Source organism: Halochromatium sp., assembly GCF_046541315.1.
GTDB lineage: Bacteria > Pseudomonadota > Gammaproteobacteria > Chromatiales > Chromatiaceae > Lamprobacter.
Map to the genome: position 1 here is coordinate 1 of NZ_JBKHDN010000055.1, position 14557 is coordinate 14557.

At 66.4% G+C, this 14557-nt stretch carries 10 protein-coding genes and 1 other RNA gene; 6 read left to right on the forward strand and 5 right to left on the reverse strand.

What is annotated here, in order from left to right; all coding sequences use genetic code 11:
* Together dnaX and ffs are read right to left on the reverse strand one after the other, a co-directional pair.
* The coding region (dnaX, locus tag ACLFQI_RS05765) for a DNA polymerase III subunit gamma/tau (protein WP_410757929.1) at window positions 1–1248 on the reverse strand (1248 nt) is incomplete at its 3' end.
* Window positions 1249–1325: 77 nt separating this feature from the next.
* Window positions 1326–1422: signal recognition particle sRNA small type (gene ffs / locus ACLFQI_RS05770), an RNA gene on the reverse strand.
* A gap of 250 nt (window positions 1423–1672) precedes the next feature.
* On the opposite strand from ffs, the gene ACLFQI_RS05775 reads away from it, so the two are divergent.
* Both ACLFQI_RS05775 and ACLFQI_RS05780 read left to right on the forward strand, forming a co-directional pair.
* Window positions 1673–2977, forward strand: coding sequence for a hypothetical protein (locus ACLFQI_RS05775; protein ID WP_410757930.1), 1305 nt, complete (start codon window positions 1673–1675; stop codon window positions 2975–2977).
* A 218-nt stretch (window positions 2978–3195) separates the two neighbouring features.
* On the forward strand, window positions 3196–5682 hold the full coding sequence (locus tag ACLFQI_RS05780; RefSeq protein ID WP_410757931.1) for a putative bifunctional diguanylate cyclase/phosphodiesterase: 2487 nt from the start codon (window positions 3196–3198) through the stop codon (window positions 5680–5682).
* A gap of 53 nt (window positions 5683–5735) precedes the next feature.
* Here the strand turns inward: ACLFQI_RS05780 and ACLFQI_RS05785 are convergent, their stop codons facing one another.
* On the reverse strand, window positions 5736–6803 hold the full coding sequence (locus ACLFQI_RS05785) for a cobalamin biosynthesis protein (protein ID WP_410757932.1): 1068 nt from the start codon (window positions 6801–6803) through the stop codon (window positions 5736–5738).
* Window positions 6794–8257 (reverse strand): adenosylcobinamide amidohydrolase, encoded by a 1464-nt coding sequence (locus ACLFQI_RS05790; protein ID WP_410757933.1) that lies wholly within the window; start codon window positions 8255–8257, stop codon window positions 6794–6796. The genes ACLFQI_RS05785 and ACLFQI_RS05790 overlap by 10 nt, the downstream gene beginning before the upstream one ends.
* Window positions 8258–8379: 122 nt before the next feature.
* Here ACLFQI_RS05790 and ACLFQI_RS05795 point away from each other — a divergent pair, with 122 nt between their 5' ends.
* From ACLFQI_RS05795 to ACLFQI_RS05810, 4 genes are all read left to right on the forward strand, one after another.
* Window positions 8380–10386 carry a CocE/NonD family hydrolase gene (locus ACLFQI_RS05795; protein WP_410757934.1) on the forward strand — a complete coding sequence of 669 codons (2007 nt, stop codon included), beginning with the start codon at window positions 8380–8382 and terminating at the stop codon, window positions 10384–10386.
* A gap of 50 nt (window positions 10387–10436) precedes the next feature.
* Window positions 10437–11750 carry an acetyl-CoA carboxylase biotin carboxylase subunit family protein gene (locus ACLFQI_RS05800; protein ID WP_410757935.1) on the forward strand — a complete coding sequence of 438 codons (1314 nt, stop codon included), beginning with the start codon at window positions 10437–10439 and terminating at the stop codon, window positions 11748–11750.
* A gap of 199 nt (window positions 11751–11949) precedes the next feature.
* Window positions 11950–12222, forward strand: a complete 273-nt coding sequence (locus ACLFQI_RS05805; RefSeq protein ID WP_410757936.1) for a type II toxin-antitoxin system Phd/YefM family antitoxin — start codon at window positions 11950–11952, stop codon at window positions 12220–12222.
* A complete protein-coding gene (locus tag ACLFQI_RS05810) occupies window positions 12203–12478 on the forward strand; it encodes a Txe/YoeB family addiction module toxin (RefSeq protein WP_410757937.1) in 276 nt (91 codons plus the stop codon). The genes ACLFQI_RS05805 and ACLFQI_RS05810 overlap by 20 nt, the downstream gene beginning before the upstream one ends.
* A gap of 85 nt (window positions 12479–12563) precedes the next feature.
* Here the strand turns inward: ACLFQI_RS05810 and ACLFQI_RS05815 are convergent, their stop codons facing one another.
* Window positions 12564–14534 (reverse strand): alpha-amylase family glycosyl hydrolase, encoded by a 1971-nt coding sequence (locus ACLFQI_RS05815; RefSeq protein ID WP_410757939.1) that lies wholly within the window; start codon window positions 14532–14534, stop codon window positions 12564–12566.
* Window positions 14535–14557: the final 23 nt, after the last annotated feature.

Genomic DNA, 14557 nt, shown 5'->3' on the forward strand with positions numbered 1-14557 from the left:
CTGGGCGGCGGATGGGCGCTCGACAACCGCCGCCGCGTCAGAGGCTGCGGCATCGGCCGTGCTGGCGGCGCCGGCCGCGGACCCGGATCGCGAGCCGAGGGCGGACGCCGTGGGCGCACCGGTCGAAGACCCAGGCGGCGGCGCCGACCCGGTCTCGTCGACCGGCACCGGGCGAAACGCCAGCGCGCGCAGCAGCACCATCTCGAGCCCGGCACGCGGATCGGGCGCCAGCGCGAGATCGCCCTGCCCGCTCAGCAGGATTTGATAATAGAGCTGCACGTCCTCGGCGGACAGTTGCTCGGCGATCGCCTGCAAGCGTCGATCCTCCGGATCATCGCCCTTGAGGGTCGTCGGCACCTGCTGCGCCCATGCGATCCGGTGCAGGGCCGCAAGCAGATCCTCGAGCAGGCTGGAAAAATCCGGCGTCAGCTCGGCGACGCGGCCGATCTCAGACAGGACCCGCGCGCCGTCGGCCACCGCGAGCGCCTCCAACAGATCGAGCGTCAGCTCGCCGCCGCCGCTGCCGAGCAGCGCGCGCACATCGTCGAGCGCCACCCGACCGGCGCCAAAGGCGATGGCCTGATCCAACAGGCTCAATCCATCGCGCATGCTGCCATCGGCCGCGCGCGCGAGCAGCCGCAGCGCCGGCGGCTCGAAATCGATCCCTTCGGCCGCGAGCACGCCGACGAAGCGCTCGCCAATCTGCTCGGGCAGCAACCGTTTGAGATTGAACTGGAGACAACGCGAGAGCACCGTCGCCGGCAGCTTCTGCGGATCGGTGGTGGCGAGCACGAACTTCACATGCGGCGGCGGTTCCTCCAAGGTCTTCAGCAGCGCATTGAAGCTGCTCGCCGAGAACATGTGCACCTCGTCGATCAGATAGACCTTGTAGCGGCCGCGCACCGGCGCGAAGGGGACGTTGTCGAGCAGCTCGCGGGTCTGATCGACCTTGGTGCGCGAGGCGGCATCGACCTCGAGCAGATCGACGAAGCGCCCGGCATCGATCTCGCTGCAGGCCGAGCAGACCCCGCACGGGGTCGGGCCGACGCCTTGCTCGCAGTTGAGCGTCTTGGCGAGGATGCGTGCCAGCGTGGTCTTGCCCACGCCGCGGGTGCCGGTGAACAGATAGGCGTGATGCAGCTGGCCGCGCTCGAGCCCATTGACGAGCGCGCGCACCACATGCTCCTGACCGACGAGATCGGCGAAGGACCGGGGACGCCACTTGCGCGCGAGGACCTGATAGGCCATGGGATCAGTTGCGGACGAGCCTGAGCACAGAGGAGTATCCACGGCCGTGCGACGGCGGGCAGGGATAGGGTGGCGGACCGCGTCAGCCGCACCCCGGCACACACATCCACCGCTGCGGCTGCTCCCTTCCGGGCCTGACCGGGTTCACGGTTTCGCGTTGCGAGGGGACCGACGCCGCCCACCATTGACCGATGCCGCTGACCAGCGGCCGGCAGCAAGCGCATCAAGGTAGCAGTCACCGCCAGCGACCGCAAGCGTTGGAATGCGAATGGGCGCCTCCGCACGCGCCGCCACGAGCCGCCGGCGTTCTTGCTACAGTTTCAGGTACCGCAACCTCACCAACCAGCGAGCGACCGCGCCGATGCCGCCGAGGACCACCGACCCGATCGCGCAACACGGGCGCGCCACCCGAGCACCGCGGGGCTTGAGTGCGTCCCTGATGCTCAACCCGCTGATACTTGGCCTCTTCCTCTTCGCCGCCGTGGGCGCGCGCGCCGAGCAAACGGCGCCGAGCGCCGAAGACGCATCGGGCGGGTTGCTGGAGCGTTCACTCGACGAGGCCGCAACCTTGTGGGAGCGCTCGACCGAGTCTGCCGACAGCTGGTGGCAGCGCTCACGCGCGGCCACGCTCGAGGCCTGGAAGAAGACGCAGCGCTCGCTGGATGGCGGCGACCAAACACCGAGCGCCCAGATCTGGAAAGAGCTGGTGCCAACGCTCGATGAAACGCTGCGGATCGAGGAAGAGCGCCCCGGACTTCCAGAGCGCGCCTGGATCGGCCGCGACAAACGCTCCGCCGATGCCGACATCAATGCATTGCTCGACGCCTCGGTCGCTATCCTCTCGCGCTCGTCGGCGCAAGACTATCGCGCGCGCATCGAGGAGCTACGCGCGCGGATCGCGGCGGCGCGCGCCGATATCGACCGCTTCCGGCGCGCCCGCGTCGCGGCCCCCAGCGAGTCGCTGCTCGCGACCACCATGCGTGGCTACGACGCCCGCATCGCCGAGCGCGAGGCCGAGATCCGCGCGCATCTGGCGCAACTCGAGCGGGTCAAGGCCGAGTTCGTCGACGAACTGCGCGGGTTGGGCCTCGAACTCAGCAAGGACCAGGTCGATCTGCTACTGGCGACCGTGGTTGGCGACAACATCATCGATCTCGGCATCGTCTTCGATAACGTCAAGGCGATCAGCCAACAGCTCGAAACCCTGGTCGACGAGAGCGGCGAGGATCTCGAGAGCGCCAGGCGCTATTACGGCATGTACGTGATCCTGCTGCGCGCGCTGGAGCGGATGCACGACGATGTCGTCGCGGCGATCGATGACGACTACCTCCCGGAGATCGCCGCCATCGCCGAACGCGCCGCCGGCCTGAGCGAGGAGACGCGCGCGCTCATGCAGGCACAACCGGCGCGCGCCGAGCTGCTGCGCAACAATCTAACAGCGCAACAACTGACGATCGAGGCGGCGGCGGTCTATCGCGATTATCTGATCGAGCAGCGCGCCCAGGTCGAGCAGGCCCGAGCGACGCTGGCCGAGGATATCGACACCGCCTGGAATACCTACCAAACGGTGCGCGTCTCCGGCGAGCTGGTCGATCTCGTGCACTCCAGCCAGCGTCTGCTCGACGGCCTGCTCGAGCGCGAGGTGCCGCCGCTGCGGCCATTCCAGAACCTGGAGATGCAGCGCGAACTCGAGGAGCTGACGCACAAACTGCGTCGTTCGGAGGATTGAGCGCGCGGCTCGAAACAGGCGACTGAACCCATCCGCCTAAGGTATGTTATCCGCCGAGGTTCGATTCTCGGCGCGTCGCGCTCGCCTACTGTTTGGCAGTTCGTCCTATGTCCACACCGCCAGCCACCGTCCGTCCATGCCGCGCTGCCCCCGCGCGCCTCTGGCCCGGGCCTCTAACCCGCGCGATCGCAGGCTGGCTGTTGATGCTCTGTCTCCTGGTGGCGTCAGTCTTACCTGTGCGTGCCGACGCGCGCGCGGCCGAGCCCGAACCCGGCTTCGATCCGGTCTCGCCCAGCCCCCGCCCCGCCGGCGACTGGCTGCGCGACTACCGGATGCTGGCCGCCGCGGCACCCGTGCATTGTTCGACGCCGGACATCCCGTCGCTCGACCGCCGCGCACCCGCGCGCGCCTTCATCCTTGAGCCGCGCGCGGCCCAGTCCCAATCGCAAGCGCTGATCGCCACGATCAAGGACCCCATCGTCGAGCGCTTTATCGTCCTAGCCGAAGCCGCCGATGGCTGTATCCGCGTGCATGAGTCGGGGCGCTCGCTGCCCTTTGAGCAACGCAGCCTCTCCAGCCCGTTTCCGAACGCGCGGCTACCGGCGGCCCTGGGCGAGACGCCGGCGGTCGCCATCGTCATCGATCATCAATCGGTGCGGCCGTGGATCGAACTCATTCCCGAGGCCCGCTTCCAGTGCCTCAGCGAGCAACTCTGGATCGCGATCAGCATGTTCACCGGCATGCTCGCGACCCTGTTCGTGATCGCCTTGTTGGTCACGCGCTACCAGCGCAGCCGCCTCACGCTCGCCTACCTCGCCTATCTCATTGCCCTGCAGTTCTATCAGCTGCAGGCGCTTGGGCTCGGGCCGGCCTGGCTGCCGTTCTGGCCGCCGCCGAGCGCGCATCATCTGCTACAGGCCTTCGCCGCGGGCACTGCGGTGATCGGGCTGTCGTTGCTGGCGATCACCTTCCTGCGCCCTGGCGGGTGGATGCGCTCGGTGTTGATCGCGAGTGTCGCCTTGAGCGCCGGCGGCTTCTATCTCGCCGCCTTCAATGCCGGGGCCTACCGCTTTGGCGCCGCCATCCTGCCGTTGCTGGCGATCCTGGTCATCGTGCTGCTGGCGCGGCGCTTGCGCGAGGGCGAGCCCGCCATGCGGTGGTTCGCGGTGGGGCTTGCCGCCGCCCTCGGCGGCGGCGGCATCCAGGCCGCCGCCGTGGTCACCCAGGGCGCCTGGCTGCCACCCATGGCCGCGTTCGCCTTCCCGCTCGGCAATGTGATCGAGTCGATCTGCTGGCTGATCGCCATCCTGATGCGCCTGCGGGCAACCAATCTGTCGCTACAACACCGCCTCATCCACGAGGCCCAGCATGATCCGCTCACCGGCCTGCGCAGTCGCGCCTCGATGCATGCCCACCTGGTCAATGCCATCGCTGCGGCGAAATCGTCGCCGCATCCGACCCCGGGCCTGATCTTCATCGATCTCGGTGGATTCCGGCGCATCAACGATCGCTTCGGCCAGGCGCGCGGCGACCAGGTTCTCTGCCGCTTCAGCACCATGCTCCGCGAACTGGGCTTGGAGGCCGAGGCCATCGGCCGCTTCGGCGGCGATGAGTTCATGGTGCTGATGCGGCGGGATGCGCATTGGAGCCATACCGAAGGCGCGGCGGCGACCATCCTCGCGCGTTTCCGCGAGCCGATCAGAATCGACGATGACAGCGTGCTGATCAGGCCCGACATCGGCTTGCTCCGCATCACCGCCGATTACGACAGTGTTGACGAGGTGCTCCAAGACGCGGACCGCGCCCTGCAGGTCAGCAAGCAGTTCGGCGGTCGGCGCGCGACTCCATTCGAGTCGCGCATGCGCGAGGACGCCAAGGCCCAGGAGGCGCTCAAGCGCGCGCTCGAGGAGGCCATCCGCACGCATCAGCTCGACCTGCACTACCAGCCGATCGTCACGTTCGAGAGCATGACGCCGGTCGGTTTCGAGGCCCTGCTGCGCTGGCAGCGTCCGGGCCAGAAGAGCATCGCCGTCGAACAGGTGTTCGTCGTCGCCGAGTCGGCCGGACTGCTCGGCGCGCTCGGCGAACGGATCATCGAGCTCGCGCTCGCGCAGATCGCCGATTGGCAGCGCCGCGGCGTCTGGTCGCCCGGGCTCTTTCTCAGCATCAATGCCTGTGAGCAACAGCTGATCGACGGGCGCTTTCTCGATGACCTGCATGGTGCCTTGCAAACCCATGGCGTCGACGCCTGCGCGCTGCGGCTGGAACTGTCCGAGCGCTCCCTGGGCACGGATCTGGACTGGTCGCGGCTGGTGCTCCCGCGGCTACTGAATCAGCACATCCTGCTCGGTGTCGACAACTTCGGCGCCGGGCTAGCCTCGCTGACCATGCTCACCGACCTCCAGCCCGACTTCATCAAGGTCGATCGCAGTCTGGTCGCCGCCCTCCCCAACCTGCCGCGCGCGCAGCATCTCGCCCGCATCGGCTGCCTGCTCGCCGAGCAGATCGGCAGCCTCGCGGTCGCCGAAGGCATCGAGACCCAGGGCCAGCTCGACACCCTGCGCGAGTTTGGCTTCGAGCACGGCCAGGGCCGTCTGATCGCGGCGCCGATGTCGGGAGCGGAAACCGCAGGCTGGCTACAGTTGGCCGCGCGCGCCCACGATCAGCCGTTGACCGAGAACTCCTGGCAGATGAAATTGCACTGAAACGACCACGCGAGCGGCGGACGAGACCACTGAGGCGAGTGACAGCAATCGCCTTACCAAGGCATCAGGACGCGCAGCGGCGCCAGCGCCAGTCCGCTGCCGAGCGCGATCAGGCAGGCGACCAGCATCAGCCACAAGGCGCGGCGCAGGTCATTGGTCTCCAGCTCGGCGGGCCAGTCGGGATCGCCCATGTAGGCCTCGTTGACCAGCTCCCCGGCATGCCAGATCGGCCCCACCAGCCGCACCCGCAGCGCGCCCGCGCAGGCCGCCTCGCTCCAGCCCGAGTTCGGACTCGGCAGCATCGCGTGGTAGCTCTTGGCCGCCGGCAAGACCAACTGCGGATGCTCGCGCCGCAGCGCCGCCGCGAGCGCGATCACCAGCACCGAGAGCCGCGCCGGCAGCCAGTGCGCGAGATCGTCGGAGCGCGCCCCGGCCCAGCCGAAGTGGCGGTAGCGCGCGTTCTTGTAGCCGACCATCGAATCCAGGTTCGACACCACCTTGATCAGGATCAGCCCCGGCAGGCCGAACAGGCACAGCGCCCAGAGCGGCGTCAGCACGCCATCGGTCAAATTCTCCGACAGACTCTCGATGGCGGCGCGCACCACCCCGGCGCGCGGCAGGCGCGCGGTCTCGCGGCTGACCAGCTTTTGTAATTCGCGCCGGGCCAGAGGGAGATCCTGAGGCTGGCGCCGATCCTCGGGCGCAGGCGAGGCAGCGGGCCGATCTTGCTCCTGACCCCGCTCTGGGCGCCGATCCCAAACCTGCGCTGGATGCCGCCCTTCCAACGCCTGCAGGACGCGCCGCCCCTGCTGCAACAGATCCCGCGCGCAGAGCAGGCTGTAGGCGATGAACAGATCCCATCCGAACGCCAGCCAGGGATGCAGCAGGTCGAGCGCAGCGCGCACTGCCCACCAGGCCGCGAGCGCGCCTCCCACGGTTGCGATCCAGAGCAGGATGCCACCGCCGCGGCCCGCGAGCCCGAGGCGGAATAGCCCGCGTTCCCACAGCAATGTCCAGGCGCCGAGCACGCGGATCGGATGCAGCCGATAGACCGGATCGCCGAGCAACGCATCGAGCGCGCAGGCGCCGAGGATCAGCAACACATGGGCGCTCAGGTCCATTTGCGCGCGAATCCCAAGGCGACGGCCCGCGCCGCAAGCGCACCGGGGGTCAGATCGCGATGCGGCAGCAAGGCCTCGCGGAGCGAGGCGAACTGCTCCGGCGCGACCGCGACGGCGGCCGCCAGCAGCGCGGCCTGATTGATCAGCGCCTCGCGCGCGATCTCGGCATGCAACACGCCGGCGCGCGCCAGGTCGATGATTTCGGCCAGCGCATAGGCCGTCGCCGCGCTCTGGGGATCATGGATCAGCGCGGTCAGATTGCGTGCGAACAACTCGGCCTCGGGCGCGGCGAGTTCGGCGCGGGCTTGCACGCGCAGCGCCGTCTCATCGCAGCCATGGCGGGCCAATGCCCCGCAGATGGAGCGTCGCAGCTCGGCGCAGACGCCGTTTTGCAACAGCAGGCAACGGGTGACGGCGGCATGCGTCGCGCGTCCGAGCAATTCACCCAGGCTGTTATGGCCACCGGCCCAGTGTCGTTCCCATTCTTGCGCTTGCCGTGGTTCCCGGCGCGGTTCCCGCTGCCGTTCGGTATCTGGCGCCCAGCGCGGCGCGCTCTGTCGTGGCCAGCCTTGCTCCGCGTCGCCCGACGGCGCTAACGACCGCACCAACGGCGCCGCGAGCACCAGTTGATCGGTGCCCGTGCCGGTCGCCAGTCCCGCCGATTGCAGGCTCGGCATGCGCAAATCGAGCAGCGCCGTGCTCTTGCCTTCGGTGACCACGGTCGCCGCCCGCGTCAGGCAGGCCGGCGTGCAAGGCTGGTTGATGAAAACCAACAGCACGATGGTGCCAGCGCCGGTCTCATCCGGCGAAGGCCACGGCTGAGCGCGCGCCGGCCCGGCCGTTGAGAAATCCTCCATGGCCGTGAGATCCTCCATGGTCAGGCCCTGGGAGTCAGCCCCGCTGGCGGCAGCGGTCTCCGTGCCCGTCCCCGCAGCCGCGTTCGCATCAGTTCCGGCCTTGGCGTGAGCGTCGGCAGCGGAGGGACGCCGGAGCGGCCGGCTGCCTTCGCGCTGCTCATGCCAGCCGGCCGGATCGCCGGCGCGGGTCGCGTTGCCCAACACCCCCGCGGTGGCGACGACCGACACGCACAGCTCTTCATGCTCGGCCTGCGCGAGCACCGCGCACTGCATATTCGCCGCCGTCGACATCAGCGCCGTGGTCGTCGGCGGCAACCCAGCCTCCCGGCAGGCCTGGAGATGGAAGGCGTCCAGCGCTGGCAGCGGCGCTGGCGTGTGGCCGTCGCGTTTCTCGTGCGGATCCGGTTCGGCGCGCCGATCACGCCGATCATGCGCGACGCCCTCGCAGCTTTGATGGTTCGCCACATGGGTGAGATCCTCGCGCAGTCCACCATTGACCTTGCAGGTGCTGAGCACCCGGTGCGGTCGCTTGAAGGCCGCCCAGAGATAGCGGCCTTGGCGATGGAGGCGATAGCGATTGGTTTCGCGCAGCAACATGGGACACCGATGATACCCGACCTGCGAACCGGCTATGCTAGTGTCGCGATCGCGTTGGTTAGACCGAGCGCGCAAGCGTTTCCGCTCGCCTTTGCCTTGTGATGAGCACGACAACAATTCCCATGACGCCGTCAATCGACACCCGACCGCTGCTCTTCATCCCCATGCGCGACGGCACCCGACTCGCGGCCAAGCTCTGGCTGCCAGCAGGGGCCGAGACCGCGCCGGTGCCGACCATCCTCGAATATATCCCCTATCGCCGCAACGACAACAAGGCCAACCGCGATCATCAGATCCATGCCTTCTTCGCCACCCATGGCTATGCCGGCTTGCGGGTCGATATGCGCGGCTCGGGCGACAGCGAGGGCATCCTGACCGACGAGTACCTGCCGCTGGAGATGCAGGACGGATTCGATATCCTCGCCTGGATCGCCGAGCAGCCCTGGTCGGATGGCAAGGTCGGGCTGTTCGGGCTGTCTTGGGGCGGATTCAATGGGCTGCAACTGGCCGCCCTGCGGCCACCGCAGGTCGGCGCTGTGATCACGGTCTGCTCATCGGATGACCGCTACACCGATGACGTCCACTACATGGGCGGCTGCCTGCTGACCGATAATCTCTCCTGGGCCGGCAACATGTTCGCCTTCAACAGTTGCCCGCCCGACCCGACGCATGTGGGCGCGGACTGGCGGCGGATGTGGCTCGAGCGGCTGGATGGCTCGGGACTCTGGCTCGACACCTGGCTCCGGCATCAACACCGTGACGCCTATTGGAAATCCGGCTCGGTCAACGAGCACTATGCCGCCATTCAGGTGCCGGTGATGGCAGTCTCGGGCTGGCGCGACGGCTATACCAATCCCGTGTTCCGGCTCATGCAGCATCTGGAGGTGCCGCGCCGCGCCATCGTTGGTCCCTGGGGCCACAAGTACCCGCACATGGGCGGACCGGGACCGGCCATCGACTTCCTCGGCGAATGCGTTGCCTGGTGGGATCGCTGGCTCAAGGGCCGCGAGAACGGCATCGAGGCCGAGCCGCGCCTGCGCGTCTGGATGATGGACCCCTCCTCGCCGCTCACTACATCGAGTCCCGGCCACTGGGTCGCCGAGGAGACCTGGCCCTCGGCGCGCATCAAGGAGCAATCCTGGCGCCTCGGCGCCGGCGCGCTGCTCAATCCCGGCCAGTTCCCAAGGGCGCGCGATACCGAGCCGATGACCATCCAGTCGCCGCTGTCGGTGGGGCTGTTCGCGGGCAAATGGTGTTCCTACGCCGAAGAAACCGACCTGCCTTGGGACCAACGCCAGGAGGATGGTGGCGCGCTGCTGTTCGATAGCTGGCCGCTCGCGGCGGCGATCGAGATCATGGGCGCGCCGGTGGTAGAACTCGACATCGCCGCCGACCAGCCCGTCGCCATGGTGGCGGTGCGCCTCTGCGATGTCTCGCCGGACGGACGCTCGGCGCGGGTGAGTTTCGGCATCCTCAACCTGACTCATGCCGAGAGCCACGAATGCCCGCGCCCGTTGCAGCCGGGCGAGCGGCAGCGGGTGGCCGTCACGCTCAACAACATCGCCCAGCATTTCCCGCGCGGCCATTCGATTCGGGTGGCGATCTCGTCATCCTATTGGCCCCTCGCCTGGCCGTCTCCGCGCCCGGCGCGCCTGACGATCCATCCAGAGCGCTCGCGGCTGATCCTGCCCGTGCGCCCGCCGCGCGCGGAAGACAGCGCGCTGCGTCCGTTCGGACCGCCGCGCATGGCCGAGCCGTTGCCCATGACGCTGATCGCCCCCGCCGATCGGCGCTGGACGGTGAACCTGGACCTGGGGTCGAACCGGGTGGAGTTGAATGTCGTCAATAACGACGCGCACTATCGGCTCGATGACACGCTCCTCGCATCCAAACGCCATGCGCGTGAACGCTACTCCTATGTCAACAACGATTACGCCACGCTGCGCGGCTTCGTCGAGCAGGTGCGTGAGTTTTGCCGTGGCGACTGGGTGGTGAGTACCGTGACACGCACGGTGTTGACCTCCACCGAGACCGATTTCGTCATCCGCGCCACGCTGGATGCCTACGAGGGCGAAGCGCGCATCTTTTCCAAGAGCTGGGACCAGCAAGTGCCCCGCGATCTGGTTTGAGCCGATGCGGCCGCGCCCAGCAGACACCCCATCGACGAGAGCAAGAATCCATGTCCGCGAAACGCCAACTCTTTTTTGTCGGCCTTGATGCCTTCAACCAGGAAACCCTTGAAACCCTGCCCCAAGCCAGCGAGGTCGACTTTCGTCCCGCCCTGACGCTCGCGGAGATGCGCGACGACCCGGAGGTCGATATCGCCGGGCTGATCGAACGCGCCGCCTCCCGCATGGCCGAGGCGCCCGGCGGACCGGCTGGCGTGGCGAGCTTTTTCGATTTTCCCGGCACCATCATCGCCGCCGCGCTGGCCGAACGCTTTGGGCTGCCGGGGCCGGGCCTCGAACCGATCTTCAAGTGCGAGCACAAATACTGGTCACGGCTGGAGCAACAGAAAGTCGTGCCCGAGCATATCCCGGCCTTCGTCGCCTTCGATCCGCATGCCGACGATGCCTACACGACCATCGGCATGCTGCCGCCGTTCTGGATCAAGCCGGTGAAGTCGTTTCGTTCCTACCTCGCCTACGCCATCAACGGGCCGCGTCAGTTCGCCGACATCATGGAGGTCTGCCGCGAACGCGGTGGTGCCATCATCGAGCCATTCCGCGCGGTCATGCGGGCCTATGAGATGCCGCCCGAGCTGACCGAGATGCCGGAGAGCTTCATCGCCGAATCCTCGATCGGCGGCGCCCAGTGCACGCTCGAAGGCTATGCCTATGACGGCAAGGTGGTGGTCTATGGCGTCGTCGATAGCGTGCGCGAGGCGGCTTCGTCGTCGTTCGCCCGCTATGAGTATCCGTCGATTTTGCCGCTCGAGATCCAGCACCGGATGATGGATGTCACGCGCTTGGTGATCCAGCAATTCGGCTTCACGCACGGCCCGTTCAACGTCGAGTTCTTCTATGACCAGACCAACGACAAGGTCTGGCTGCTGGAGGTCAACCCGCGCGCCTCGCAGAGCCACGCCGATCTGTTTCAGAAGGTGCATGGGGTGTCGCACCTGTCGGTGGTGGCCGACCTCGCGCTCGGGCGCAAACCGGCCCCGCTTGGTCGCCAGGGCCGTTGGAATGTCGCCGCGCATTTCTTCACGCGCGCCTTCGAGCCGGGCCGCGTCAGCTTCGTGCCCAAGCCCGAGGCCCTGCAGCGGGTCAGCCGGCGCCAGGGCGATACCCGCATCCAGGTGATGGTCAACAAGGGCGATGACCTGCTCAAGCTCGCCAATCAGGACAGCTACAGCTTCGAGCTGGCCAATGCCTACATCGGCGGGCGCGACCGCGCCGAGCTGCTCGACAAGTACGACCAGGTGCTCGATGCGTTGCAGTTCGATATCGAGTTCGAGGTCGAGACCGAATACACCACGCCGGTGGCTTGAGTCTTGCGCTGGGCGGCGCGAGGTCGCCGGTGGTGTCCTCTCACCCCCAACAATTCTTAGAAGGATGACAGGGACCGGGCGTTATGTATGCTGACACTGAGGGTGAGCGAGCGCAGCGACTGAAGAACCCGAGTGTATGGCATTGTCAGGGCTTTCCCTATACTGTACGGTATTACCGTACATCACGAGGCACCCGACAATGGACACCACAACTGTAAACAAATTCAGGGACAACCTGAAAAGCTTTGTCGAACATGTCGTTAGCCAGCATATTCCGCTTCGCGTAACACGCCGTTCTGGCTCGGATTTTGTAGTGATGAGTGCGGAGGACTGGGAACGTGACCAGGAAACCCTATACGTACTCCAAAATACCAGCCTTATGCGCCAAATCGCCGATTCCAGTGTTACCCATAACGCCGGGACCGGATATACCCCGACCCAAGAGCAGCTAGATGAGATCACTGGTATTTGAGGGTAGAACATGGGAAATGTACGAAGACCTACGGCAGCGCGACAAACGGATGCACAAGAATCTTTGCGCCATTTTGAAAGAAATGTTGCGTGGCGATCCCAGCATCGGTTTGGGGAAACCCGAAGCACTTCGACAGAACCTTTCCGGCTTTTGGTCGAGGCGACTTAGCCAGAAGGATCGGCTTGTGTATCAGTTTGACGATACTCATATCTATATCTTTGCTATAGGCGGCCACTACGACTCTTTTGAGCCCTAACTATTTGATCACGGCGGTTTCGGCGTGGGCCGCCGCTTCGATGTCGAGAATGAAGCCCGTGGCGGCGCGAGGTCGCCGGTGGTGACTAAGCCGAGCGCGCCAACGCCATCAGCTGATAGGGCTCAAGCAGCAATTCCTGGGTGGCGATGATGGTCTGACCGGCGAACAGGTCGACCATGGTCTTGCGCATCCCCATCTGGCGCAGACGCCGCGCCTCCAGGCGTTGCGAACGCTCGCTGAAATTGCCGATGACGAAGACGGTCGACTGCTCGCTCGAGCGCAGGAAACCGAACACCTGCGGATTGCCGGTATCCAATAGCTCGGTGTCGCCGCGTGCGAAGGCGTGGTTATGGCTGCGCACCTGCAACAGGCGCAGCAGGCCTTGATAGACGCGCCCCGGCACCGTCTCGCGATCGCGGCGTTGCTCGGCGCGCTGCCAATCGAAGGCGCCGCGATGCAGCCAGCGCGAATCGCCGACCTTCTCGGCATCCTGATCGTAGCCGTAGTCGTTGAGGGTCGCGATCTCGTCGCCGAGATAGATCAGCGGGATGCCGCCGATCATGATGATGATGCCGTGGATCAGCAGGAGGCGGCCGATCGCCAGTTCCAGCTCGGCCTCATCCTGCTGCTCGAGCGCCTTCTCGAACCCGGTCAGCGAGGCGCAAGTGCCAGAGACGCGCGCGTTGCCGGTCGCCGGGTCTTCCTGGAACGGTGCGCCTCGGGCAAAGCTGCCCTCGAAGCGCCCGGTGTAGAAGCGGGTCAGGAACAGCCGGTGCGCGTCCGGGTCGAAGCCGACGGCCTCGACATCGTCGTTGGCGAAGGCCCAGCCGATGTCGTCATGGCAGCGCACATAGTTGACCCAGGCGCAGCCCGAGGGCACCGCGAAGCGGCTCTGCATCGCCCGTTGCAAGACGCGCACATCGCGCGTCGCCAGCGCGTCCCAGAGCAGGGCCATCAACTGCGGGTTGTACGACAGCGGGCATTCGTCGATGCTGACGTATTCGCGCACCTCGTCCGGGTGCACGATGGCCTCCGATTTGAACACCATCGCTGGCGCGGCGATGCTGACCAGGGCATTGAAGGCCTGGATGATCCAATGCGCCTCGGGCAGATTCTGCGAGTTGGTGCCGATCCGCTTCCAGAGAAAGGCGACCGCATCCAGGCGCAGGATCTCGACACCCTGATTGGCCAGGAACAGCATCTCCTCGAGCATCCGGTTGAAGACCTCCGGATTCTCGTAGTTCAGATCCCACTGATAGGTGTGGAAGGTGGTCCAGACCCACTTCTTGATCCCGGTGCGATAGGTGAAGGCGCCGGGATGATCCTCGCCGAAGACCTCGGGCATGGTCTTTTCGTACAGGTCCGGCAGCGTGCGATCGGGGAACAGCCGGTAGTAGCCCTGGTGGGTGCGATCGCCGGCCAATGCCGCGCGCGCCCATTCATGTTCGTCGCTGGTATGGTTGAAGACGAAGTCGAGCGTCAGCGAGATGCCGTGATGGCGCAGTTCGGTGGCCAGGTCGGCGAGATCCTGCATGGTGCCGAGTTCGGGATCGACCTCGCGATAGCTGCTGACCGCGTAGCCGCCATCGTTGTCGCCCGCGGGCGAGCGAAACACCGGCATCAGGTGCAGGTAGGTGATGCCGAGTTCGGTCAGATAGGGGATGCGTTCGCGCAGCCCGGCCAGATCCCCGGCGAAGAGATCGACGTAGCACATGGCGCCGACCATCCGGTTGGACTGATACCAGTAGGGATCGGCGCCGCGCATCGCGTCCAGCGCCTTGAGTTCGGGCGAGCGGGCGATCCACATCTCGGTGGCCGAGGCGACGATGCTCTCGAGATGATAGAAGAAGTCGTAATAGCCGCCATAGAGGCCATAGAGGCGCTTGAACAGACGGGGAAAGTGGCGCTCGAGCCGCTCGCGGTAACCGAGCCATTCGACCTCGTCGACGGCGCCGCTGAAGCGCTGTTCGAGTCGCGGGAGTAGGCGCGCGAGGGATCGGTCCGCCTGCTCGCGCACCCACTGCTCGTCATTGATCGGTGTCTTGTTGTTATCCATGGATTCTTCGGTGATGCGCGCTC